Genomic DNA, 20,663 nt, shown 5'->3' on the forward strand with positions numbered 1-20,663 from the left:
GCCTTCTGCCATGGGGGGGATGACCAAGCGTTAGGCTGCGCGGCGGCTCGCAGCCATGCCGGCCTTGTGAACCTTGAAGCGTGAGATCAGCGCCTTCAGATGCGCCGTCTCGTCGGCCAGACGGTTGGTGCTGGCCGCAGCCTCTTCCACCATCGCGGCGTTCTGCTGGGTCATCTGGTCCATCTGGTTCACCGCCGTGCTGATTTCATGCAACCCGGTCGACTGTTCCTGGGCCGCGGTCGCAATCGAAGTGACCTGGCCGGCAATGCCGATGACCCGCGTCTGGATCTCGCGCAGCGCGTCGCCCGTCGTGGTGACGAGGCGAACGCCGGTCTGCACTTCCTCGCCAGACTTGTTGATCAGCGCCTTGATGTCCTTGGCCGCCGTTGCAGACCGCTGGGCAAGTTCACGCACTTCCTGGGCAACGACCGCAAAACCCTTGCCGGCTTCACCGGCACGTGCGGCTTCGACACCGGCGTTGAGTGCCAGGAGGTTGGTCTGGAAGGCGATCTCGTCGATCACGTTGATGATCTGCGTGATCTCGTTCGAGGCCTGTTCGATCCGGGCCATAGCCGCCGTCGCGTCTTCCACCACGCCCGCGGAGCGCTCGGCGAACTGGCGGGCATCGGCCACCATGCGGCTCGATTCCTGCGCCCGTTCGGTGGAGGTCTTCACGGCAACCGTGATTTCTTCCAGCGCCGAGGAGGTTTCCTCCAGCGAGGCGGCCTGGGTCTCGGTGCGCTTGGAGAGATCGTTCGAGGCATCGCGGATTTCGTCCGCCCCGCCATTGATCGCATCCGACGACTGGCGCACCTCTTCCATCAGGCGGCGCAGGGTGGCCATGGTTTCGTTCACATTGCTCTGCAGCTCGGCGAACACACCCTGATACTGGCCTTCCATGCTTTCGGTGAGGTCGCCCTGCGACAGGGCATTGATCACCCGGCCGGTCTCGGCGATCCCGGTATCAACCGATTCCACCAGCGTATTCACATTGGCTGCGAAGGCGTCGAGATCCGGATTGTCGTAACGCTTGGTGATCCGGCGCGAGAAGTCGCCCGCGACGGCGGCATTGACCACGGTCGCGATGTTCGACTGCAGGTCGGCATTCTTTTCCTGCAGCGCCGCTTCCTGGGCTGCCAGCTGGCGGATCTTGATCGCATTCTGCTTGAAGATGTCGACAGCCTTTGCCATCAGACCGATTTCGCTCCGGTGATCGAGGCCGGGGATTTCGGTATCCAGCTTGTTGTCGGCAAGCGCGCCCATGGCATTGGTGATCGCGCCGATCGGTCCGGTAATGCCGCGAGCGATGACGAAGGCGATGGTGCTGGCCAGGATCAGACCCAGCGCGCCGAGCACGACACCGGTCGTCACGCCATTTTCCATGGTGGCCTGGATTTCCGGACCGAGTGTATCCTGTTCCTTCTTGAACTCGGCCTTCATCTGCTCAAGGGCAGTGGAGAGGCTTTCGCCGGCGGGATTCATCGTGTTGTCGATAAGATCGTTTCGGCTGGCAATGACATCATCGATCTTGTCCAGAGCGCCATAATAGTCGTCAAACTTCGCGATCAAAGCGTTGATTGCATTGCGATCCGCGTCGGACTTCACCGAGGAGGCAGCTTGGTCCAGGGCGGTTTCTGCGGCCTTCGACGTTTTCAGCGCTTCATCGTGGATCGCCGGGTCGTTTTTCAGCAGATACTTGTTCGTCCCCAGCCGCATGGTCGCGACGGCGTATCGTGCATCCGCCACGATGTCTGCGGTTGTTAGATCGCCACTCTTTTCGAGCGCTGCACCAACCTGACCCAGCTTGTCGGCCATTTCCGGCCCGATTACGTTGAGTGTGTCGTCGACGAGGCCGTCACGCTGAGCCTGAAGGTCGACGACCTGCCCGAAGGCTGTTCTGTAGGTGTCGACCAGCGGCAGAAGTGCCGCCACGGAGGTTTTCATAGCCGGATCGGTTGACAGCGCTGACAAGGCGTCGACGGAAGCTTTCGTCGTGTCGAGATCCGACGACACTTCCTTTGCCAGTTCGGCAGAAGGAGCCGCGCGATACTTGCGAAAGGAGAGGCGTGCTTCCAGCATCGCGGATTGAACGGTGCTTGCGCCGTTCGTCAGCTTCGCCGCGCTCCGGTAGTCACCGAACATCGCCTTGTTGGTCATGTTGGCATAGATCCCGCTTCCTGCCACAACGCAGAGCACCGAAAGGACCACACCAAATCCGCCAAATATCTTATGGCCAATTTTCACATTGTTGAGCATCGTCAAACTTACCCCCAGGTTGAGTCGATGCTCAAATTTCATATTTCACGACTAAGATTTACTTAAAATTTGAAGGTTTCTCGCCGGAGAACCTTGATCTTTTTTGGGTTTCAGCCGGTTTCGTCTACCTATGGGCGAATTCCATTGCGAAAAGTCACACTGCAAAAACTTGTAGTCGCAGGCATGCGATGGTGCCGCGCCCGGAGCGCGAATGTGGACTTTCCATCGTCAACGAGCCTCCATGCGCCTCCACCAGCGTCCGCACGATCGAGAGGCCGAGCCCTGCTCCTCCTGTCTGTCGTGCGCGGGAGGGTTCGCCCCGGGCGAAGGGTTCCATCAGTTCGAGACTTCGACCGGGCTCCATGCCGGGCCCCTCGTCGGTAACCGCAATCACCGCCCAAGCACCGTCAACAGACAGGCCGACCTCTGCGCGCTCGCCGTATTTCACCGCATTGTCGACGAGATTGCCGACCATGCGCCGCAGCGCCAGCCGGTCCGCGAGCACCGTCACTTCGCCAGACGGCAGAGAAAGAAGCGTAACCGGCAATCCGCTGCGCTGCATGTCGCCCACGTCGCCCTTCAGGAACTCCACAAGGTCGATCAGTTCCTCGTCGAGGCTTCCCTGCGCACTGCGCGCGCTGAGCAGCGCGTCATCGAGCAGTCGTATCATGTCCTCGATGTCGCGGATGGCCCTATCCCGATCGCGCGCCTCGGGGATCGCCTCGACCCGCAGCCGAAGCCGCGTCGCAAAGGAGCGGACGTCGTGCTGCACGCCGGAAATGAGAGCAAGCCGCGTCTTCATCAGAGCCTGCAGCCGATCCTGTAGTCGCCCGAAGGCCAGGATCAGCCGGCGCACATCCGGGTTGCGGCCTGCCGTCGAAGGAAGCGGGACGGGTGGCCCGCCCGGATCCATGCGGTCCGCTGCCCTGGCCAGCGTGACCAGCGGCCGGATCTCCCTTTGCACGAGAACCAGCACCACCAGCGCCAGCACGGTGCCGAGAAGGCCCGCGCCCAGCCCGACGGGCAGTCCGTAGAGTGTCAGTCCCGGCGGCATCCGCCCCTCCGCCGTCAGGATCGTGCCGTCGGAGAGGCGAATATCGAAGGAAAGCGGCAGGGGATCGCGTCGGAAGACCTTCAGAAGCCGCGGCCGGTTGTCTGGCAGGTCGGCGATGCGGATTGAGACAAGGTCCGGCCCCAAGGCTTGGCGATAGGCGGCGAGGTCGGCGCGTGCGGTCACGTCGCGGCCTTCGCCCGCCGGTGCATCCGCCGGTGCATCCGTCTGCGCGGCTGGGTGCAGCGAGAGTGCCAGTTGCGGTCCTCCGGCGGCGGCCAGCACCATGTCACGCGCGGAAGGCTCTGTCCGTGACAGCAGAGTCACCAGCGCCGCAAGTCGCTCCGGCGTCGGGTTCGGGCTGCTCTCCGCATTGCCGCGATAGGAAATGGCGAGCACGACCAGCCAGAGGACGAGAAGCGCGCTGACGCCGATCGCGACCAATCGGGCGGAAAGGCCAAACCGTTCCATCAGGGCACCTGCCGCACCGTGGCCGTCATCAGATAGCCGCCATTGCGCACGGTGGTGATCAACCGGCTCTCCGGATCGAGCGTCTCCAGCTTGCGCCGCAGCCGCGACACCAGGATGTCCACGGTCCGGTCGAGCGGATCGGACTGTCGGCCATGGGTGTAATCGAGAATCTGGTCGCGCGACAGCACCCGGCGCGGATGCTCGACGAAACAGGCGAGCAGGTCGAATTCGGCGCTTGTCAGCCCCGCCGGCTGGTCCTCGAAGGTGACGATGCGGGCATCGAGGTCGAGGATGAAACGGTCGAACGCGAAGCGCCGGACTTTGGTTTGCTGCAGCACGCGGTTCAGTCCGGCCCGCCGGATCAACGCCCGCACGCGCGCCAGGAGTTCGCGTGGCCCGAAAGGCTTGCTCAGATAATCGTCCGCCCCGAGTTCCAGCCCGACCACCCGGTCCGTCTCGTCGCTCTTTGCCGTCAGCATCAGGATTGGAACCGCCGAGGTCGCGCGCAGCCGCCGGCAGATGGATAGCCCGTCTTCTCCCGGCAGCATCAGATCGAGAATGACGAGGTCCGGCAGGCCGCGGGTGAGAGAGGCATCCATGGCTTGGCCGTTCTCGGCCGGGATCACGGTAAAACCTTCGCGTGCCAACAGGGCGCCGACGAGTTCGCGGATGTCAGGGTCGTCATCGACGAGCAGAATGGAGGCGGCGGGGTGCGACATGGGCAAAGCATGCTGGCGCCTCTGGCTGAAATCAAGCCACGACGCCGCCTTGATACAAATTGCTACATTCGGTTCATCGGCGGGAAAAATACCGCCCGCATTCTCATCCTCGACGACGCGGCGCTTATACCCCACCGCCCCGCACCCTGCGCCCCCGCCGCGTCGTTCACCTGCAACGAGGACTGATTCCATGACCAAGACCGCTCTTCTGCTTTCCGCCCTGATGAGCCTCGCTTTCGTCTCCGAAGCCGCAGCCTGGAGCCGCAACCGCACTGTCACCACGCCTCACGGCTCCTCGCATTTCAGCGCCTCCGGCAATTGCAGTGGTGGCGTCTGCACGCGCAGTGCCGTGCGCACCGGGCCCAAAGGCGCAAGCCTCAATGCCAACACGACGGTAACCTGCGACCCAAACCGCCAGAACTGCACCCGCACCAAGATCTACAGCGGCTCCAACGGCGGATCCGCCACCGTCACGGGCAGCGTTCACCGCTGATGCTGCCCCGGCCGGACGGCTCTCTCCCCAAGTTTGCCGTCCGGTCTCTCTGTTCCCGTTCTCTGGAGACCCCCATGCCGTCATTCATCCCCGCCGCCCTCTTGTTTCTTGCCGCCACGGCCGCGTCCGCAGCTGCCCAGCAGGGTCTGACCCTCACGCCCGAGGGCCGCGCCAAGCTGATGGAGGCCGCCCGCCTTTGTCGCCCGGATATCGAACGCTTCTGCGCGAATGTGAAACGCGGCGAGGGCCGCATCTTTCTCTGCCTCTCGGACCACCGCGCAGACCTGAAGCCGGAATGCCGCACGACGCTCGAGGCTGCACGCCAGCCCTGATCCCGGTTCTGACAGCACCCCGACATAAGCTTCGCGCCAGCCGCGCCTGACAGGGTGCGGCCAACGACTTCCATGTGATCGGGTGCAGCATGTCCAAGCTTTCCAGCTCTTCTTCAGCGCGGCCGCAGTCTTCGATGGCGCGACGTGCTCTGGCGCTCGGTCTTGGCACGGCGCTGACGGCGTCGCTGTCTGGCTGCATTCTGGTGCAGGATACCAGCCGCATGAACATCGACGTCTTCCAGGACGAGGTGGCCCCGGTCTGGTACGATCCGGCCCGCACCCCACCGGCCGCCGATCAGACGGCACCGCGCAAGCGCGACCTCTATCAGACCCAGTTCCACCAGACCTATGGACTGCCGGTCTCCAACCCGTTGCACCGGGTCATGTATGGCGTGATGTCCGACGACGGCCACACGCTGCCGGCGATCCCGCTTGATCGTGTCAATGCGAGCATGCTGCGCAGTGAGGTTTCCTACGAGACTGCGGAAGCGCCGGGCACCATCGTCGTCGATACCAAGGCGCACTACCTCTATCTGGTCAAACCGGGCGGCAAGGCGATCCGCTATGGTGTCGGTCTCGGCAAGGCCGGTTTTGCCTGGTCGGGCAGGGGCGTCATCCAGCGCAAGCAGAAATGGCCGCATTGGACGCCGTCGGACGAGATGGTCGAGCGTCAGCCGGGTTTGAAGACCGTCTCCGCCGAGCGCGGCGGCCTGGTTGCCGGTCTGAACAATCCCCTTGGCGCGCGCGCGCTCTATATCTACCAGGATGGCAAGGACACGCTCTACCGCGTCCACGGAACGCCCGACTGGCAGTCGGTCGGCAAGGCCACGTCCTCGGGCTGCGTGCGCATGTTCAACCAGGATGTCATCGATCTGTTCGACCGCGTGCCGGACCGCACGCCGATTGTTGTCATTTAGCGACACTCATTTGCGACCTTCCCCTCTCTCCAAAACGTGAAGGGGGCAGGCGGTTGCGTTAACGGCTCCTTTCCTGTTTGCATCGCACCATCGCGGAACAAAGCGTCGCCCCCGGCGTCTTATGTCCGCCGCTTTGCCACAGGAAATCTTTGACCCCATGTCCCCCGCACATCCCCTGACGCGCCGTTCCCTGTTGTCCCTGACGGGTCTCGGCGCCGCGAGCCTGCTCGCCAGCTGCTCCACCTCCAGACCGCTCCCGCCTGGTGTCCGCCTTGATGGCCCGGTCATTCCGGCAGCCCCCGCAGGCCGCACCCCCGAACTCGATGCCATGTATGGCGAGATCTACGACGGCGGTTATGTCATTCCGGCGGTTCCCTATTGGAAGATCCCGTCGCGATTCTACCGCCAGCAGGTCATCGACCCCACGGGTGAGGCCCCCGGCACCGTCGTCGTCGACACCCCCGGCCGCTTCCTCTATCTGGTCGAGCCGGGTGGCACGGCCATGCGCTACGGCGTTGGCATCGGCCGAGAAGGTTTCGCCTGGGGCGGCGCCGGCGTCATCCAGTGGCGGCAGAAGTGGCCGAAATGGACCCCGCCGGATGAAATGATCGCCCGTCAGCCGGAACTCGAGCAGTATTCCTCGCGCAATGGCGGCATGCCGCCGGGCCTGATGAACCCGCTCGGCGCCCGCGCGCTCTACATTTTCCAGAACGGCCAGGACACGCTCTACCGCCTGCACGGCAATCCGGAATGGAACTCGATTGGCAAGGCCGTCTCGTCAGGCTGCGTGCGCCTGCTGAACCACGACATCATCGATCTCTACGAACGCGTGCCGACCAAGGCGAAGATCGTCGTCCGGCAGTAGTCGGTGACTGTCCCGCACACGGCCTCACGCCGGTGATGGATGGATATTTCAAGGCCCTGCCTTCGCTGGCAGGGCCTTTGTCATGTCTGGCGATCGGCAATGCGGCTGCGTGCTGTCTGGACATGCTCGCGGATTTCGTCCCGGTCCATGGCAATGCAGGTGCAGGCCTCGCCAGCCTGGGCCAGTGCCTCGACCTGCGCGGCGAGCGCCGTGCGCTCGGCCTCGATGCGGACGGAACCGGCAAGATCGGCGAGCCGGATCGCCATGCGCGTGAGGATCGCCGGATGGTCCGCACCGGCCTGACGGATGGGCCGAAGTCCGGCATCCATCAAGCGCCGGAGATCGGTCCGGCTGACGATCAGTCGCAGCGTGTCCTCCTCGTCGTGATATTCGGTCGGCTGTACAGCCCTGCCGATCTGGCTTTCGATGATGGCGCTGATCCGATCGATGACTGCAAGGGCCGTGAACGGATCGTTGATCCCCGGCGAAAGCGCCCGGACCGCAATTTCCGTCAGTTGTCGGATGCCGAATTCGAGATCCTGCGCCGGTGTCCGTTCGGACCCGATGGTGAAGGCCGAACGCATGGCCGTCAGAATATCCTCCTCCGGTGCCTCGGCCGCGAAGACGCTGACGTGTTCGCCCTTCGCCAGCAGATATTGTCCCGCCCGTACATGCACAGCGATGCGGAGATCGTGGCGAACCGCAAGGTCGAGCAGTCCGTCGTAGTCGACCACTTGTACATACCCGACTGTTCCAAGCGAAATCGCGTGCGCGGGACCCGAAAAACGGGCGAGGGGCGGCTCGTGTTTTGGCCTATCCCTCGGTGGTAGGACGCTATCCATTGTCTCCAGCATGTCGCTGTAGAGCGCGTTCACCATGTTGTCGGCAATGATCGAGCGCGCGACTTTATGCACGTAGAACAGAAGGGCCAACAGGCACAGCACGGTGAGCACGCTGCCGGTGGTGATCGCCAGATGCGGCACCCCTTCGGCGCCGAGCGTATCAGTGACGCTGCGCAGAACCAGGATCAAGTAGAGGATCGTGCCGATGAACAGGCCGAGCACCGTCTGGATCTGCCGGTCGGCCATGAAGCGCGAGATCAGCCGTGGCCCCAGCTGGTTTGCCGCGAGCGTCAGGATCACAAAGGTGACGGATATGACCAGCGAGGTCATGGTCATCAGGCCGGAGAGGAGACTGTTCAGCAATTGCCGCCCCGTCTCGGCATCGCCGTTATAGAGCCACCACAGCTTTCCCTCGCCGGGGGAGGCGAGGCGGTTGCCGTAGAGGATCAGGATCACCGCCAGGAGGGCGGATCCTGCGGTGAGGATCAGCGGCATAAGCCATAGCTTGCCCTTCATCAGGGCGAGGAAATTGCGGGTCTTGTCCATTGTTCCACAACGCGCCAGTCCGGCAATCGATCCGGCTGCGGAGAGAGAGGGGGCAAGCGTCGCGCAGCCTCATTTTGAACGACAGCGAAACGGACTGAAGGAACTCGCCGCACCCGCATTCATCGTCGCGATCGTCAGACCATTGGCGATCTCGATGTCTTTGTCGGTCTGCGGACAGGCGTCGACGGCGGCAAGGCATCCGCTGTCAATGAATTCGGTATTGCGCTCGAGAAACGATGCCGACACGCCCTCTCGTCCGACATGTTCGACGATCTCGGTGAAAGCCTGCCGAAAGACCTCGCACTTTTCGACCTGCCAGGCCGAACGCGTGGACGGTGTCTCCCCGGCCTCGTCTTCCGCCCGGGCGGCCGTGACCGCCACAAGGCCCAACGCCAGCGCCACCGCCAGCCGGACGGCCCGGCCGATGCTGCCGTTCACCGGGTCACTGCCGCCCCTCATCGCGCCACCTCGGCCGCAATCGCCCGTCCGATCTCGGCAATGGCCGCGTCCCGCTCAGCCAGGGAAGCGTCCGTTTCAGTGAGATAGATCGCAGCGATCACCGGCTTGCGCTGCGGTGGCCACATCACGGCGACGATCCCACGCGTTCCGTGTCCGCCGGCGCCTGTGCGGTCAGCGATCCGCCAGTCCTGCGGAACACCCGCCCGCAACAGCCTGTCGGCCACGTCATTGGCCTCCATCCATCGGGTGAGCTGGCGGCGTGCATCGGCGCTCAGGGCGTCACCCAGCACCAGGTCACCGATGCTCTGCGCCATGGATTCGGGCGTCGTCGTGTCGCGCGGATCGCCCGGCCTCGCTTCGTTGACCATGGGCTCCGTGCGGTCGAGCCGCGTGACCGTGTCGCCGATGGAGCGCAGGAAGGATGTCACCCGCTTCGGCCCGCCCAAGGCGGCGAGGACGAGGTTCGCAGCCGTGTTGTCGCTGGTGCGCAAGGTCGTAGCGCAGAGCTCGGCCGCCGTCATCTGCGAACCGACCCTTTGATCGGTGACGGGGGAATAGTCCTGCAGATCCTGCTTCTCAATGGTCATCGACCTTGATTGCACCGTCTCGCCCGCATCAAGAAGAGCCGCACAGGCCAGCGCCTTGAATGTACTGGCCATCGCGAAGCGCTCGCGGGAACGGTGCTGCCACTGGCGGCCCGTCTCGGTATCCACCACCATAAGCCCCAGTCGCGCGCCGAGCTTTGCCTCGATCCCTAGCGCGGCGGCCGTGACAGGGTCTTCGGCGGAGCGTGCAGCAAGGGGCTGCACCAGGGCTGTCGCCGCCGCGAGGACAAGGGCGACGGTCAGGGAAAATCGCGGGCGAGGGGGCGGCGGCATCATCGGCAATCTCCAGGCTGTGAGCCTGATCCCATGCACCGCAAAGCCGACGCAGAGCAGGCGAGATTGTGACCGTCCACAGTATCGTGCAGCCCCTGCGCTCGGAACCTTACGGCGCGTCGATCACCTCAAGCTGCATCTTCAGCCGCTTCAGGCTATCGCGCAGGGTCTCGATCTCGGAGATGTCGCAGCCGGTCTGGCCGCCGATGGCGCGCAGCACGTCGACCGCCCGCGCTTTCAGCGCACGGCCTTCTGCAGTCAGCGTAATGAAGACCTGGCGTTCGTCGGCCTCGTCCCGCCGGCGCGAGACATAGCCGATCTGCTCCAGCCGTTTGAGGAGCGGAGAGAGCGTGCCCGAATCCAGCCCGACCTTTTCCCCGAGCCCCTTCACCGGCAAGTCATCCTGCTCCCAGAGCGCCATCATCACCACATATTGCGGATAGGTGAGACCAAGCGGCGAAAGCAGCGGCTTGTAGGCACGGGTAAAGGCATGCGCTGCGCCGTAAAGCGCAAAACAGAGTTGTTTGTCGAGCCTGAGCTCTTTTTCCAGGTCCAGATCACTGGTCATGGTAAGGTCACTTCCAGACGATAGAGTGTTGACGACAATGGCGAAAAGCCTTCCGACATGCAATGCGCAAAAATAAATTGCGCACAATCGAATTGTGGACTATATAAGTAACCATCGCCTCGCAAACAAGGAGAACATCGAAATGGCAATCCTGTACACCGCACATGCCCATGCCACTGGCGGCCGCTCCGGCCACGGCGTCACCGACAACGGCGTTCTCGACGTCACGCTGACCACCCCGAAGGAACTCGGCGGCGACGGCGCGACCGGCACCAATCCCGAGCAGCTGTTTGCGGTCGGCTATTCCGCTTGCTTCCTGGGCGCACTGAAGTTCGTCGCCGGCAAGGAAAAGGTGAAAATCCCGGAAGACGCCAAGGTTCATGCCGATGTCGGCATCGGCCCGCGCGAAGACGGCACCGGCTTCGGCATTGAAGTGAAGCTCACCGTCGAAGTCCCGGGCCTTGACCGCGAGACCGTTGAGCGCCTCGCAGCGGCAGCCCATATCGTCTGCCCCTACAGCCACGCCATGCGCACCTCGACCGAAGTGCCGGTCTCGGTCCGCTAAGCCTCAGGGCACACGCAAAGACATGATCCACCGCGAAAGGCCGGCCACTGTGCCGGCCTTTTTGCGTCGGGAAACGTCAGCGGCTGGGCGTCCGGTCCGCCCACGGATTGATGGCATGCGCCTCAATACATCGAGCTCTGATACGCCTGCTCCAGGCCCTCGTCGAGCTTGCGCATCTCGTCTGCATCCTCCGGCGCTCCGCTCGTTTCGTCGAGAATGAACTTCATCAGCGACGGCAGTTCCCGGCGGTCCTGCTGTGCGGCCGGGTCCCAAAGCTGTGAGCGACGAAAGGCCTTGGCGCAATGCAGAAAGACCTCGTCGATATGAACCACGATCGCAAGCTTGGGCAGCTTTCCGTTGACCGCCATACGCGCGAGAAGCGAAGGCTCTGTGCTGAGCGTCGCGCGACCGTTCAGCCTGAGCGTGTCGTCGAAGCCGGGAATGACAAACAGCAGTCCAACCGACGGATTGGCGACGATGTTGGAAAGCGTGTCGAGCCGGTTGTTTCCCGGCCGGTCGGGAATGGCGATGGTTCGCGCATCAAGGATTTCGACGAACCCCGGCGGGTCGCCGCGCGGGCTGACATCGGCCTTGCCCTCAGGGCTTTGTGTGCCAATGCAGACGAACGGCGAGCGGCGGATAAATGCCTCTGAATGCACGCCGAGCCGGTTCTGGCACTTGGTGACCGCCAGCGCATGCGTCGGTTCGAACAGTGCCCTGAGCCGGGCCTCATCCCTGACGGCGTGATCCGGTTGTACCTGATAACCCTCTGCCATGCGACCGCTCCCCCCTTGCTATTCCTGAGGTACGTACCTCATGTTCAGCATTAACACGCCTGTGCCTCTGCATCAACCGCACGTGAGGCAGGGTTGGAAGATCTGCCGCAGAAGTATATAGTTGCATCATGCAACAAAAGGACATTGTATGTCGATCTCAACCGTCCTGATCGATGACATCCGCGCAGAATCGCGAAAACTTGTGCGCGCCCTCGGCTTTATGAGCGGCGCCCTTGCCGGCACCGACCTGCCGCCATCCTCCGTGCATGCCCTGATCGAGATCGAATCGCAGCCGGGCCTCACTGCTGCCGCGCTCTGCGATCTGTTGCGCCTCGACAAGTCCAGTGTCAGCCGGCTGTTGCGCAAACTCGTGCTCTCGGGCGATCTGCGCGAGACCCCAGATCTGGCAGATAGGCGCAGCAAGCGGTTGGTATTGACGGAGGAGGGCAGTCGCCGCGTCGCAGCAATCCACGCCTTCGCGCGCGCCCAGGTGGCCGGCGCTCTCGACCGGCTGGATCCGCAGCATCACCGCACCGTGCTCGATGGTCTCTCGTTCTACGCACAGGCGCTGGCACCGGGGCAGGGCGACGCCAAGGGCAGCGTCGAGATCGTTGCCGGCTATCGTCCGGGTTTGATCGCCGGGGTCACCGGTCTGCACATCGACTATTACGCACGCACCGCCGGCTTCGGCCGATCGTTCGAGGCAGTCGTGGCCGGCGGCCTCTCGGACTTCTGCAACCGGCTAGAACATCCACTCAATGAGATCTGGACCGTCACGCGCGCCGATTACATTCTTGGTTCGATTGCCATCGACGGCCAGGATCTCGGGTCCGGGTTGGCGCATCTCCGCTGGTTCATTCTCGACGACCGCCTTCGCGGCACCGGTTTCGGCCGCCGCTTGCTGGCTCAGGCGCTCGCCTTCGTCGATAGATGCGGCTTTGGAGAAACGCATCTCTGGACCTTCGACGGACTGAGCGCCGCCCGCCATCTCTACGAAGCGCACGGTTTCCGCCTCGCGGAGGAGCGCCGCGGCGCACAATGGGGCAGCGAGGTTCTGGAGCAAAGGTTTGTCAGGCTGGGGGCAGGGGCGCATTCGACAGCCTAGACCTGTTGCTTCGGGGGCTTCGGCAGCGGGGGCGGATCGCCGTCTGCCGTAGGTCGCGCTGACGACCTTCATCGTCAACGGGGCGCGGTTGCGGGGCGATCGAGCGCCCCCGTCACCCCCGATCCGCTGCAGCGAAATGCGCCATCTGGTCGGCATGCGCCTTCTGGAACGCAGGTCGCGCCACGGCGCGGGCGACATAGGCCCGGCAGGCGGGGTGGTCGGCGAGGCCACCCAGACGATCCACGAGCCTGAGCACATCCGCCATGGCAATGTCGGCTACGGAGAACGACCCGGCCAGCCACGCGCCGGGGCGGAGAACCGCCTCCATCCGCGAAAGCCGCGCCGTCAAAAATCCGGTGATCGAGGATGGAATGCCTCCTTCCGGTGGCGAAAACGTCAGGATCGACCACGGCAGGCTTGCCGCCTCGACGGAATTGAGCGCCGCAAACAACCACGCGGTCACCTTTGCCCGATCCGCCGGGGCGCTCGGCATCAGCCGGTCGCTCTTCGTGCCGAGATGATGCAGGATGGCACCGCTCTCGAAGATCGATATGCCGTCGTCAAAGAGCCAGGGAACTTGTGCGAAGGGCTGGTGCGCGAGGTGTTGCGCATCGCGGTCGCGAAACGGGGTACTGGCCACTGTGTAGGGCAGACCGGCTTCCTCCAGCGCCCAGCGAATCCTGAGGTCACGCACATAGCCGCGCGGCAGGTCCGGGACCCAGTCGTAAGTCGTCAGGGTGATCGCTGTCATGAGATCCTCTCTGGGCGCATCGCCCGGTTTCCTTGCGTCTCTCCCGTGCTGCCAGGCGGCGGGCGGTCAGGCACTCACCTCCAGCAGTCCGAGGCGCAGTGCCTGCGGATCCCCTGTCATGCCCGCTTCTATCTCGCCATGGACCTGTTTCCAGATCGGCACGGCACTCGACAAGGCGGCAGCACCCGCAGCCGTGAGGCTCAGCCTCTTGCCCCGCTTGTCCTTCGGATCCGGTTCCGCCGTCACCCATCCCCGGGCGGCAAGTGGCTTCAGCGCGGCGGTCAAGGTGGTGCGATCCATGGCCAGAAGCCTGGCAACAGGGCCCATGCTCGGCGGTTCCGGCCGGTTCAGTGCCATCATCAGGGAAAACTGCTGGTTCGTCAGGCCGGTGGGCTTCAGGGCCGCGTCGAAGCGGCGCGCCAGCGCCCGCGCCGCCCGCTGGGCATGCAGGCACAGGCACGTATCGCGCACGTGAAGGGTGGTGGAGTAGGGAATCAGTGGCCCATTTGACATGGGGTAAATATGTTGATATCAACCTATATGTCAAGAGGAGGATCAAAAAAATGGAATATTCCGTTGTTTCGCGGGAGGAGTGGCTCGAGGCCCGCAAGGCCTTACTGGCAAAGGAGAAGGAACTCACCCGCCAGCGTGATCGCGTCAATGCCGAGCGCCTGGCGCTCCCCTGGGTGCGGGTGGAGAAGGAGTATCGCTTTCGGTCTCCGCAGGGCGAAGTCTCGCTTGCCGATCTCTTCGATGGCCGCAGCCAGCTGATGATCAACCATTTCATGTTCCATCCCGACTGGGACGCCGGCTGCGAGGGCTGCTCATTCTTCGCCGATCACATCGACGGCATGCTGCCACATCTGAACAATCACGATGTCACCTTCGTCACCGTGTCCCGCGCGCCGCTTGAGAAGATCGAAGCCTATAAGCGCCGGATGAACTGGCACTTCCCCTGGGTTTCGTCCGCAGGCAGCGATTTCAACTACGACTTCCACGTCTCCTTCACGAAAGAGCAGCTCGCCTCTGGTTCGGTGAACTACAATTTCCGCCAGACTCCGAGCGAACAGGCCTTCGACGAACTGCCCGGCCTGTCGGCCTTCTACCGCAACGACAAGGGCGAGATCTTTCACACCTATTCCCAATATGCCCGTGGCGGCGAGGAGGCGCTCGGCACCCTGATGATCCTCGACCACGCGCCGCTTGGACGCAACGAGACCGGCACCTTGAGTTTCGTCAAGCGCAAGGACGAATATGCACCAAAGGCCGCGGAAAAATCCGGTTGCTGCCACTAACTTAGGGAGGACAAACCATGGAATTTCCGAAGCCTACGGAGCATCATCGCGTGCTCGATCGTCTCGTCGGCGAATGGCTCTACATCACCTCGACGGGCATGGAGGGCTATGATCCAGAGGATACCCTCAAGCGCTGGACCGAGACGGTCCGCTCCGTCGGCGGCCTCTGGGTCGTCGCCGAAGGACAGGGGGGCATGGGGGACGACACGGCCACCATGATCATGACCCTCGGTTACGACCCGCGCCTTGGCCACTACGTCGGCAGCTGGATCGGCTCGATGATGGACAAGTTCTGGGTCTACAAGGGCTGGCTGGAGGACGACGGCCAGACCCTCGTTCTGGAGGCCGAAGGCCCGAGCATGCAGGATCCGTCCCGCACCGAGCTTTACCGCGATGTCATCCACTTCATCGATGATGACAGGAGAACGTTCTCCGGCAGCGTCCGCCAGCCGGACGGCACGTTCAAGACCTTCATGAGCAGCGAAGCAAAACGCATCGGCTGATGCCGGGCAGGATGAAACGAGAGGGACTGCATATGCATGGCGCATTCATCTGGCATGAACTGATGACACCCGATCCGGCTGCGGCCAAGGCCTTTTATGGCCCGCTGCTCGGCTGGGAGCCGACCGACATGGAGATGCCGGGCTTCACCTACACCACCTTTGCCGTTCCGGGCTTCCCCTCCGGTGTGGCCGGCATGATGGAACTGACATCCGAAATGGCGGCGGGAGGCCTGCCACCCAACTGGACCGGTTACATCGCCGTCGATGACGTCGATCAGACAGCCGCCCAATACGAAGCCGAAGGCGGCGCGATCCACCGCGCACCGGAGGATATCCCCGGCATTGGACGTTTCGCCGTGGTCGCCGATCCCCAGGGCGCGGTCGTCTGCATCATGACACCGCAAATGCCGGATGGCGAAACCGGCAGCTGGCCGACCCCCGGCAGCAACGGCACGGTCGGCTGGAACGAGCTGATGGCCGGTGACTGGGAAAAAGTCTGGGACTTCTACGCCGCCCGCTTCGGCTGGGAAAAGGACATGGCCGTCGACATGGATGCCATGGGCATCTACCAGACCTTCAAGCTGGGGGATCGCGGCATAGGCGGCATGATGACCAAACGCCCGGAAATGCCCATGCCCTATTGGGGCTTCTATTTCATCGTGCCGGCCATCGATGCGGCGATCGACCGGGTAAAGGCGCTCGGCGGTGAGATCCTCATGGGCCCCCACCAGGTCCCCGGCGGCTCCTGGATCGCCGCCTGCCAGGATCCGCAGGGTGCCTATTTCAACCTGACCTCCGCCGCGCGGTAACGCGCATCATCAGGCCTTGCCGATCACGCAACCGTGGTCGGCAGCCTTGATCCACGACATCTCCTGCGCGCGTAAGGGTAGCGTGTTTCCCACGACACCAGGCAGGATATCTCTATGCTTCTACGCCGCCACGTCCTCGCCATTGCCGCCTTGGCGCTCGCCACTCGGGCGCACGCAGCCACGAATCCCTGGGGCGCCTTGCGCGACGGGCAGGCGATGGTCCTTCTCCGTCATGCCTCGGCGCCTGGAGCCGGGGATCCGCCAGGCTTCCGCCTGGGCGCCTGCGACACGCAACGAAACCTGTCGGAGGAAGGCCGGGCGCAAGCGCGCCGGATCGGGGATCTGTTTCGGCAAAACGGTGTCGCTGCGGCGCGGATCTATTCCAGCCAGTGGTGTCGGTGTCTCGATACCGCGACCGGACTGGCGCTGGGACAAGTGACGGAGCAGCCCTTGCTCAACTCCTTTTTCGGCGCCCCGGAAGACGGTCGCGAGCAGACGATGCGACTGCGCGACTGGCTGACCAGTCTGCCGACCACGGCGCCGTTGGTGCTCGTCACCCACCAGGTGAACGTGACCGGCCTGACCGCGGTCGTGCCGCAAAGTGGTGAACTGGTCTTGGTGTCGCTCGATTCGGCCGGGGGCGTAACAGTCATCGGCAGAGACGCCACGACTTGAAGATCAAGTGAGGTGGTGCCACGCAGAAGCAACAGCGCAGAGCGCGCGGCAATGCAGCGTTGGGTCGGCCGGCATGGATCGGAGGTGCGCGACGGCCTCCGTCGCATGGTCAGGCTTGGATACCCTTGGCGAAGCGCTCATCCGCGCTTGACGGCAGCCTTCTTCACGGCGCGCTTCTTCGGCGGCGGGGCGTTCTCGGCTTCGAGTGCCTCGCGCTCCATTCTAAGAGCCCGGAGCGCTTCGGTCTTCTTTTCGCGCGCCACGGCTTCAGCCTCGATCAGCGAACGGGCGACGCTGTCGGTTGTCGCCGCCTTGTCCTGCGGCGAAACCTTCTCGGGCTTGAAAAACGTATCTTTGGTGGCGGTCATGTCCTGTTCTTCCTGCAGCCGTGTGCATAGCGGCCATCCGGCGATGGCGTGCCCCGACAAGACGGATCAGGGGCGGGAATGACCCGCGCGCCCGAGGGCGCACGGATGAATTGGAAAGCTTAACGAGCGCCGCCGCGCATGACGGCCTTCTTCGGGGCCGGCAGCAGGCCTTCGCGCTGCATCTTCTTGCGCGCCAGCTTGCGCTGACGGCGAACGGCTTCCGCCTTTTCGCGAACGCGCTTTTCCGACGGCTTTTCGAATGCGCTGCGCGCCTTCATTTCGCGGAACAGGCCTTCGCGCTGCATCTTCTTCTTCAGCACGCGGAGTGCCTGGTCGACATTGTTGTCACGAACGAGAACTTGCACGATCGTTTCCTTTCCGGGCTTGGGGCCCGATTTATCTCGAGTTTCGGAGGAGGGGTACGAAAGGCAAACGCGCCAGGCCCCGGCGAAGATCCCGAAAAAATCGGGAGGAATGGGCTGCCCGACGACCTTCAGCGAGGCCATCGACAAAACAAAAAAGGTCGGGCAACACCCGACCTTTCCTCGTCACTCAACCCCGACCACCGACTGAAAGACGGTTCCAGAGACGAGCGACAAATCCTTAAGCGGCGCGCAGGTTGTCGGCCGAGCTCTTGCCCGAACGCTTGTCCTGAACCAGATCGTAAGAGATCTTCTGGCCTTCGACCAGATCGCGCATGCCGGCGCGCTGAACTGCGGAGATGTGGACGAACACGTCGGCAGAGCCTTCATCCGGCTGGATGAAACCAAAACCCTTGGTGCTGTTGAACCACTTGACGGTACCTGTGTTCATAACGATTTCCTTTCAATCGTTGGGCTTGCCGGCGAGACATTCGACCGGCGGTATATCGACGTTGAAGGAAATCTGGCGTGCGCTTGAGGCGCGTAGACAAAGTCACTCGCAATCTTCGATGCCAGCAATATAGGGACTAAGCCCCGTGGTGACAAGCGGAAATCCGCCACCGGCCGGTTCGCCGATCCGGCAGTCACGGAAAGGGTGCAGCCAATCGGCCGGTTATCAGGGCTTTACCGTTGATACGCCAGCACAATGAGCCTGCCGCGCAAAGTCGGTTGCGCCCATGACATGCGCCTCACCCGCAGGTTTCTGCGGGATATGTCTTTTCTTCACCTTATCGCGATAACTTTGCAAATACTGTGAGTCTCTACAAAAAGAGTACGACGATTCTTCATACACACCTGCTATGAAGCCGCCTGCGCACGCGTCTGGAGGCCGAAGGGCCGCAGGCGGCTGCGCTGGACCATCTCTCACCAACGGGCACATCCGATGAACAAGTTTCTTGCCACCACGGCAATCATCCTCCTGACGGCCGGCACCTCGCTCGCCGGCACCTTTACCTTCCCCTCGGACGAGCCGGCCGCCACCGTCGAAATCCCGGATGACTGGCAGCCGACCGAGACCGACTACGGCGTCGAAGGCAACTCGCCCGACAACGGCACCTACATCTCCTTCGACGTCGCCGGCGCCGAAGACATGGAGAAGGTCATCAGCGACGTCTTCGCCTTCCTCGAAGAAAACGGCGTGACCCCGGACCCGGCCAGCCAGACCGAAGCGAAGGGTGAGCAGAACGGCATGCCCTACGAGACTCTGTCCTGGAAGGGCACGGACAAGGAAGGTCCGGTCACCATCGGCGTGGGCATCGTGACCCTCTCGCCCGAGAAGATCGCGATCGTCACCTACTGGGCCTCGGCCGAGACCGAAGAAAAGAACATCCCGGAAGTCAACAAGATCCTGTCCTCGATCAAGCCCGCCGGCTGATCGACAGGTATTTGCACGTGGCGAAGGCGACGTGCAGTGTGTTGTGACCAATCTGCTCGCCCCGCGTCGTCGACGCGGGGCGTGTGCGTTTCAGGCGGCGGTCGACAGAACCGGCGCCGTAAAGGCATAACCGCGGCCATAGATCATCTTGACGGGCAGTGCCCGCCCACAATCCGTCTGGACCTTACGGCGGAGCCGGCTGGGTCGCCAATCACCCCGGCGGCCCCCTTTGGTATTTTCCCGGCGACCTGGGTGATCCCAGGTCGACCAAATGCCGCAGCCAAACATGGTTTGGAGTTCCATGGCGACAAGGCTGCAGCGACCTGCTAGGAGGGCGCACCCGTTCATGCATGGACGGGCCGATTTCTCCCGTCACGAAAGCCAGCCGACCATGACCATTGCTGCGGGCCTCTCCTTCGGAAGCCCCATGCCGCGCGCCGCGATGCCGGACGCGTCAAACCGTTTCTCCGTCCTGCCCGTTCACAGAGAGCCGACGGAGGCCCGCCCATGAGCGCCGCCATCGACTACCGCAATGACGTCTCCGTCGTCGACGAAACACCCGACGCCAAGACCTGGCTGAAGATCGTCAATGCCTATCGAAAGCCGCGCCTCGCGCGCAGCACGTTCGAACTTGCCGTGACCATCGTGCCCTTCGTGCTGCTCTGGGTCGGCGCGCTCGTGAGCTATCATTTCGCCTTCTGGCCGGGTCTCGTGCTTGTCGTGCCGGCGGCGGCTTTCCTGCTGCGCCTCTTCATCATCCAGCACGATTGCGGCCACGGCGCCTTCTTCGCCCGCCGCAGCGTCGACGACTGGACCGGCCGCATTCTGGGTGTGTTGACCTTCACCCCTTACGACTACTGGCGCCGCGCCCATGCCGAACACCACGCCACCGCCGGCAATCTCGATGAACGCGGCGTCGGCGACATCACCACGCTGACGGTTGCCGAATACAAGGCGCTGTCCGCTTGGGGCCGGCTTGGCTATCGCCTCTATCGCCACCCGATCATCCTGTTCGGCGTCGGCCCCGCCTGGGTCTTCCTCCTGAAGCAGCGCCTGCCGATCGGCATGATGAAGGACGGCGCTCTGCCCTGGGTCTCGACCATGGCGACCAATCTCGGCATGGCGCTCTTCGCCGCCTTGATGATCTGGGCCGTCGGCCTCTGGCCCTTCCTCGTCGTGCATCTGCCGATCGTGCTCTTGGCCGGTGCCGCCGGCATCTGGCTCTTCTATGTCCAGCACCAGTTCGAGGACACCCACTGGTCGGCCCCGCCGGAATGGCAGTTCCAGCACGCCGCCCTGCACGGCGCATCCCATTACGACCTGCCCTGGGGCCTGCGCTGGCTGACCGGCCATATCGGCGTGCACCATGTGCATCACCTGTCGAGCAAGATCCCCTTCTATCGTCTGCCGGAGGTCCTGCGCGACCATCCGGAGCTAAAGACCATCAGCCGCATCACGCTGAAGGAAAGCCTCGCCTGCGTGAAACTCGTCCTCTGGGACGAAAAGCTCGGGCGTCTCGTGTCCTTCCGGGAGGCAAATCGGCTGACGGTCGTCGCCTGATCCAGGTCCGGATCCTTCCGCCCTGCAAAATGACTGACAGAAATGGGCCCGCTGCACTCGCC

General features: G+C 63.4%; 25 protein-coding genes. 12 read left to right on the forward strand and 13 right to left on the reverse strand.

What is annotated here, in order from left to right:
- Positions 1–30: 30 nt before the first annotated feature.
- The 3 genes from ACT53S_RS05610 to ACT53S_RS05620 all read right to left on the reverse strand — a co-directional run bounded on the left by ACT53S_RS05610 (position 31) and on the right by ACT53S_RS05620 (position 4,497).
- Entirely contained in the window at positions 31–2,157 is a 2,127-nt protein-coding gene (locus ACT53S_RS05610) for a methyl-accepting chemotaxis protein (RefSeq protein ID WP_476066225.1), read from the reverse strand.
- Between the two features lie 253 nt (positions 2,158–2,410).
- A complete protein-coding gene (locus tag ACT53S_RS05615) occupies positions 2,411–3,778 on the reverse strand; it encodes a sensor histidine kinase (protein WP_476066226.1) in 1,368 nt (455 codons plus the stop codon).
- A complete protein-coding gene (locus ACT53S_RS05620; protein ID WP_113379482.1) occupies positions 3,778–4,497 on the reverse strand; it encodes a response regulator transcription factor in 720 nt (239 codons plus the stop codon). The genes ACT53S_RS05615 and ACT53S_RS05620 overlap by 1 nt, the downstream gene beginning before the upstream one ends.
- A gap of 190 nt (positions 4,498–4,687) precedes the next feature.
- On the opposite strand from ACT53S_RS05620, the gene ACT53S_RS05625 reads away from it, so the two are divergent.
- The 4 genes from ACT53S_RS05625 to ACT53S_RS05640 all read left to right on the forward strand — a co-directional run bounded on the left by ACT53S_RS05625 (position 4,688) and on the right by ACT53S_RS05640 (position 7,104).
- On the forward strand, positions 4,688–4,990 hold the full coding sequence (locus ACT53S_RS05625; RefSeq protein WP_476066227.1) for a hypothetical protein: 303 nt from the start codon (positions 4,688–4,690) through the stop codon (positions 4,988–4,990).
- Positions 4,991–5,064: 74 nt separating this feature from the next.
- Positions 5,065–5,322, forward strand: coding sequence for a cysteine rich repeat-containing protein (locus ACT53S_RS05630; protein WP_476066228.1), 258 nt, complete (start codon positions 5,065–5,067; stop codon positions 5,320–5,322).
- 134 nt (positions 5,323–5,456) lie between these two features.
- The gene (locus ACT53S_RS05635; protein WP_113379484.1) at positions 5,457–6,239 is read left to right on the forward strand and encodes a L,D-transpeptidase; all 783 of its coding nucleotides are present in this window, start codon (positions 5,457–5,459) and stop codon (positions 6,237–6,239) included.
- Positions 6,240–6,396: 157 nt separating this feature from the next.
- The gene (locus ACT53S_RS05640) at positions 6,397–7,104 is read left to right on the forward strand and encodes a L,D-transpeptidase (protein WP_113379485.1); all 708 of its coding nucleotides are present in this window, start codon (positions 6,397–6,399) and stop codon (positions 7,102–7,104) included.
- An 80-nt stretch (positions 7,105–7,184) separates the two neighbouring features.
- Here ACT53S_RS05640 and ACT53S_RS05645 read toward each other — a convergent pair whose 3' ends face one another.
- The 4 genes from ACT53S_RS05645 to ACT53S_RS05660 all read right to left on the reverse strand — a co-directional run bounded on the left by ACT53S_RS05645 (position 7,185) and on the right by ACT53S_RS05660 (position 10,397).
- A complete protein-coding gene (locus ACT53S_RS05645) occupies positions 7,185–8,492 on the reverse strand; it encodes a DUF2254 domain-containing protein (protein WP_476066229.1) in 1,308 nt (435 codons plus the stop codon).
- A gap of 69 nt (positions 8,493–8,561) precedes the next feature.
- Complete coding sequence (locus ACT53S_RS05650; protein ID WP_476066230.1) at positions 8,562–8,951, reverse strand: hypothetical protein; 390 nt, start codon at positions 8,949–8,951, stop codon at positions 8,562–8,564.
- Complete coding sequence (gene bla, locus ACT53S_RS05655) at positions 8,948–9,829, reverse strand: class A beta-lactamase (RefSeq protein WP_476066648.1); 882 nt, start codon at positions 9,827–9,829, stop codon at positions 8,948–8,950. The genes ACT53S_RS05650 and bla overlap by 4 nt, the downstream gene beginning before the upstream one ends.
- Positions 9,830–9,938: 109 nt before the next feature.
- Positions 9,939–10,397, reverse strand: coding sequence for a MarR family transcriptional regulator (locus ACT53S_RS05660; RefSeq protein WP_113379489.1), 459 nt, complete (start codon positions 10,395–10,397; stop codon positions 9,939–9,941).
- Positions 10,398–10,539: 142 nt separating this feature from the next.
- On the opposite strand from ACT53S_RS05660, the gene ACT53S_RS05665 reads away from it, so the two are divergent.
- Positions 10,540–10,962 (forward strand): organic hydroperoxide resistance protein, encoded by a 423-nt coding sequence (locus ACT53S_RS05665; RefSeq protein ID WP_113379490.1) that lies wholly within the window; start codon positions 10,540–10,542, stop codon positions 10,960–10,962.
- 122 nt (positions 10,963–11,084) lie between these two features.
- On the opposite strand, the gene ACT53S_RS05670 is transcribed toward ACT53S_RS05665, so the two are convergent.
- On the reverse strand, positions 11,085–11,738 hold the full coding sequence (locus ACT53S_RS05670; RefSeq protein WP_476066231.1) for a pyridoxamine 5'-phosphate oxidase family protein: 654 nt from the start codon (positions 11,736–11,738) through the stop codon (positions 11,085–11,087).
- A 148-nt stretch (positions 11,739–11,886) separates the two neighbouring features.
- Here ACT53S_RS05670 and ACT53S_RS05675 point away from each other — a divergent pair, with 148 nt between their 5' ends.
- Positions 11,887–12,843 (forward strand): bifunctional helix-turn-helix transcriptional regulator/GNAT family N-acetyltransferase, encoded by a 957-nt coding sequence (locus ACT53S_RS05675; RefSeq protein WP_476066232.1) that lies wholly within the window; start codon positions 11,887–11,889, stop codon positions 12,841–12,843.
- A 112-nt stretch (positions 12,844–12,955) separates the two neighbouring features.
- On the opposite strand, the gene ACT53S_RS05680 is transcribed toward ACT53S_RS05675, so the two are convergent.
- Together ACT53S_RS05680 and ACT53S_RS05685 are read right to left on the reverse strand one after the other, a co-directional pair.
- Complete coding sequence (locus ACT53S_RS05680; protein WP_476066233.1) at positions 12,956–13,594, reverse strand: glutathione S-transferase family protein; 639 nt, start codon at positions 13,592–13,594, stop codon at positions 12,956–12,958.
- Between the two features lie 66 nt (positions 13,595–13,660).
- The gene (locus ACT53S_RS05685) at positions 13,661–14,107 is read right to left on the reverse strand and encodes a MarR family transcriptional regulator (protein ID WP_476066234.1); all 447 of its coding nucleotides are present in this window, start codon (positions 14,105–14,107) and stop codon (positions 13,661–13,663) included.
- Positions 14,108–14,157: 50 nt separating this feature from the next.
- On the opposite strand from ACT53S_RS05685, the gene ACT53S_RS05690 reads away from it, so the two are divergent.
- From ACT53S_RS05690 to ACT53S_RS05705, 4 genes are all read left to right on the forward strand, one after another.
- On the forward strand, positions 14,158–14,889 hold the full coding sequence (locus tag ACT53S_RS05690) for a DUF899 domain-containing protein (protein WP_113379500.1): 732 nt from the start codon (positions 14,158–14,160) through the stop codon (positions 14,887–14,889).
- Between the two features lie 17 nt (positions 14,890–14,906).
- Complete coding sequence (locus ACT53S_RS05695; protein WP_476066235.1) at positions 14,907–15,392, forward strand: DUF1579 domain-containing protein; 486 nt, start codon at positions 14,907–14,909, stop codon at positions 15,390–15,392.
- 32 nt (positions 15,393–15,424) lie between these two features.
- Positions 15,425–16,201 (forward strand): VOC family protein, encoded by a 777-nt coding sequence (locus ACT53S_RS05700; protein ID WP_476066236.1) that lies wholly within the window; start codon positions 15,425–15,427, stop codon positions 16,199–16,201.
- Between the two features lie 114 nt (positions 16,202–16,315).
- Entirely contained in the window at positions 16,316–16,876 is a 561-nt protein-coding gene (locus ACT53S_RS05705) for a histidine phosphatase family protein (protein WP_476066237.1), read from the forward strand.
- 137 nt (positions 16,877–17,013) lie between these two features.
- Here ACT53S_RS05705 and ACT53S_RS05710 read toward each other — a convergent pair whose 3' ends face one another.
- The 3 genes from ACT53S_RS05710 to ACT53S_RS05720 form a co-directional block, all read right to left on the reverse strand.
- Positions 17,014–17,244 carry a hypothetical protein gene (locus tag ACT53S_RS05710; RefSeq protein ID WP_476066238.1) on the reverse strand — a complete coding sequence of 77 codons (231 nt, stop codon included), beginning with the start codon at positions 17,242–17,244 and terminating at the stop codon, positions 17,014–17,016.
- 119 nt (positions 17,245–17,363) lie between these two features.
- The gene (gene rpsU, locus ACT53S_RS05715; RefSeq protein ID WP_113379579.1) at positions 17,364–17,609 is read right to left on the reverse strand and encodes a 30S ribosomal protein S21; all 246 of its coding nucleotides are present in this window, start codon (positions 17,607–17,609) and stop codon (positions 17,364–17,366) included.
- Positions 17,610–17,847: 238 nt separating this feature from the next.
- Positions 17,848–18,057: a cold-shock protein gene (locus ACT53S_RS05720; RefSeq protein ID WP_062275478.1), complete on the reverse strand. Its 210-nt coding sequence runs from the start codon at positions 18,055–18,057 to the stop codon at positions 17,848–17,850.
- A 492-nt stretch (positions 18,058–18,549) separates the two neighbouring features.
- On the opposite strand from ACT53S_RS05720, the gene ACT53S_RS05725 reads away from it, so the two are divergent.
- Both ACT53S_RS05725 and ACT53S_RS05730 read left to right on the forward strand, forming a co-directional pair.
- Positions 18,550–19,041 (forward strand): histidine kinase, encoded by a 492-nt coding sequence (locus ACT53S_RS05725; RefSeq protein WP_113379508.1) that lies wholly within the window; start codon positions 18,550–18,552, stop codon positions 19,039–19,041.
- Positions 19,042–19,548: 507 nt separating this feature from the next.
- Entirely contained in the window at positions 19,549–20,601 is a 1,053-nt protein-coding gene (locus ACT53S_RS05730) for a fatty acid desaturase (RefSeq protein ID WP_476066239.1), read from the forward strand.
- Positions 20,602–20,663 lie beyond the last annotated feature (62 nt).

Source organism: Allorhizobium sp. DMC15, from assembly GCF_056314065.1.

What these genes read in the sequence shown, in the direction of transcription:
- ACT53S_RS05610 (WP_476066225.1), bottom strand. Translation starts at nt 2,157, where the DNA reads ATGACCAACAAGGCGATGTTCGGTGACTACCGGAGCGCGGCGAAGCTG.
- ACT53S_RS05615 (WP_476066226.1), bottom strand. Translation starts at nt 3,778, where the DNA reads ATGGAACGGTTTGGCCTTTCCGCCCGATTGGTCGCGATCGGCGTCAGC.
- ACT53S_RS05620 (WP_113379482.1), bottom strand. Translation starts at nt 4,497, where the DNA reads ATGTCGCACCCCGCCGCCTCCATTCTGCTCGTCGATGACGACCCTGAC.
- ACT53S_RS05625 (WP_476066227.1), top strand. Translation starts at nt 4,688, where the DNA reads ATGACCAAGACCGCTCTTCTGCTTTCCGCCCTGATGAGCCTCGCTTTC.
- ACT53S_RS05630 (WP_476066228.1), top strand. Translation starts at nt 5,065, where the DNA reads ATGCCGTCATTCATCCCCGCCGCCCTCTTGTTTCTTGCCGCCACGGCC.
- ACT53S_RS05635 (WP_113379484.1), top strand. Translation starts at nt 5,457, where the DNA reads ATGGCGCGACGTGCTCTGGCGCTCGGTCTTGGCACGGCGCTGACGGCG.
- ACT53S_RS05640 (WP_113379485.1), top strand. Translation starts at nt 6,397, where the DNA reads ATGTCCCCCGCACATCCCCTGACGCGCCGTTCCCTGTTGTCCCTGACG.
- ACT53S_RS05645 (WP_476066229.1), bottom strand. Translation starts at nt 8,492, where the DNA reads ATGGACAAGACCCGCAATTTCCTCGCCCTGATGAAGGGCAAGCTATGG.
- ACT53S_RS05650 (WP_476066230.1), bottom strand. Translation starts at nt 8,951, where the DNA reads ATGAGGGGCGGCAGTGACCCGGTGAACGGCAGCATCGGCCGGGCCGTC.
- bla (WP_476066648.1), bottom strand. Translation starts at nt 9,829, where the DNA reads ATGCCGCCGCCCCCTCGCCCGCGATTTTCCCTGACCGTCGCCCTTGTC.
- ACT53S_RS05660 (WP_113379489.1), bottom strand. Translation starts at nt 10,397, where the DNA reads ATGACCAGTGATCTGGACCTGGAAAAAGAGCTCAGGCTCGACAAACAA.
- ACT53S_RS05665 (WP_113379490.1), top strand. Translation starts at nt 10,540, where the DNA reads ATGGCAATCCTGTACACCGCACATGCCCATGCCACTGGCGGCCGCTCC.
- ACT53S_RS05670 (WP_476066231.1), bottom strand. Translation starts at nt 11,738, where the DNA reads ATGGCAGAGGGTTATCAGGTACAACCGGATCACGCCGTCAGGGATGAG.
- ACT53S_RS05675 (WP_476066232.1), top strand. Translation starts at nt 11,887, where the DNA reads ATGTCGATCTCAACCGTCCTGATCGATGACATCCGCGCAGAATCGCGA.
- ACT53S_RS05680 (WP_476066233.1), bottom strand. Translation starts at nt 13,594, where the DNA reads ATGACAGCGATCACCCTGACGACTTACGACTGGGTCCCGGACCTGCCG.
- ACT53S_RS05685 (WP_476066234.1), bottom strand. Translation starts at nt 14,107, where the DNA reads ATGTCAAATGGGCCACTGATTCCCTACTCCACCACCCTTCACGTGCGC.
- ACT53S_RS05690 (WP_113379500.1), top strand. Translation starts at nt 14,158, where the DNA reads ATGGAATATTCCGTTGTTTCGCGGGAGGAGTGGCTCGAGGCCCGCAAG.
- ACT53S_RS05695 (WP_476066235.1), top strand. Translation starts at nt 14,907, where the DNA reads ATGGAATTTCCGAAGCCTACGGAGCATCATCGCGTGCTCGATCGTCTC.
- ACT53S_RS05700 (WP_476066236.1), top strand. Translation starts at nt 15,425, where the DNA reads ATGCATGGCGCATTCATCTGGCATGAACTGATGACACCCGATCCGGCT.
- ACT53S_RS05705 (WP_476066237.1), top strand. Translation starts at nt 16,316, where the DNA reads ATGCTTCTACGCCGCCACGTCCTCGCCATTGCCGCCTTGGCGCTCGCC.
- ACT53S_RS05710 (WP_476066238.1), bottom strand. Translation starts at nt 17,244, where the DNA reads ATGACCGCCACCAAAGATACGTTTTTCAAGCCCGAGAAGGTTTCGCCG.
- ACT53S_RS05720 (WP_062275478.1), bottom strand. Translation starts at nt 18,057, where the DNA reads ATGAACACAGGTACCGTCAAGTGGTTCAACAGCACCAAGGGTTTTGGT.
- ACT53S_RS05725 (WP_113379508.1), top strand. Translation starts at nt 18,550, where the DNA reads ATGAACAAGTTTCTTGCCACCACGGCAATCATCCTCCTGACGGCCGGC.
- ACT53S_RS05730 (WP_476066239.1), top strand. Translation starts at nt 19,549, where the DNA reads ATGAGCGCCGCCATCGACTACCGCAATGACGTCTCCGTCGTCGACGAA.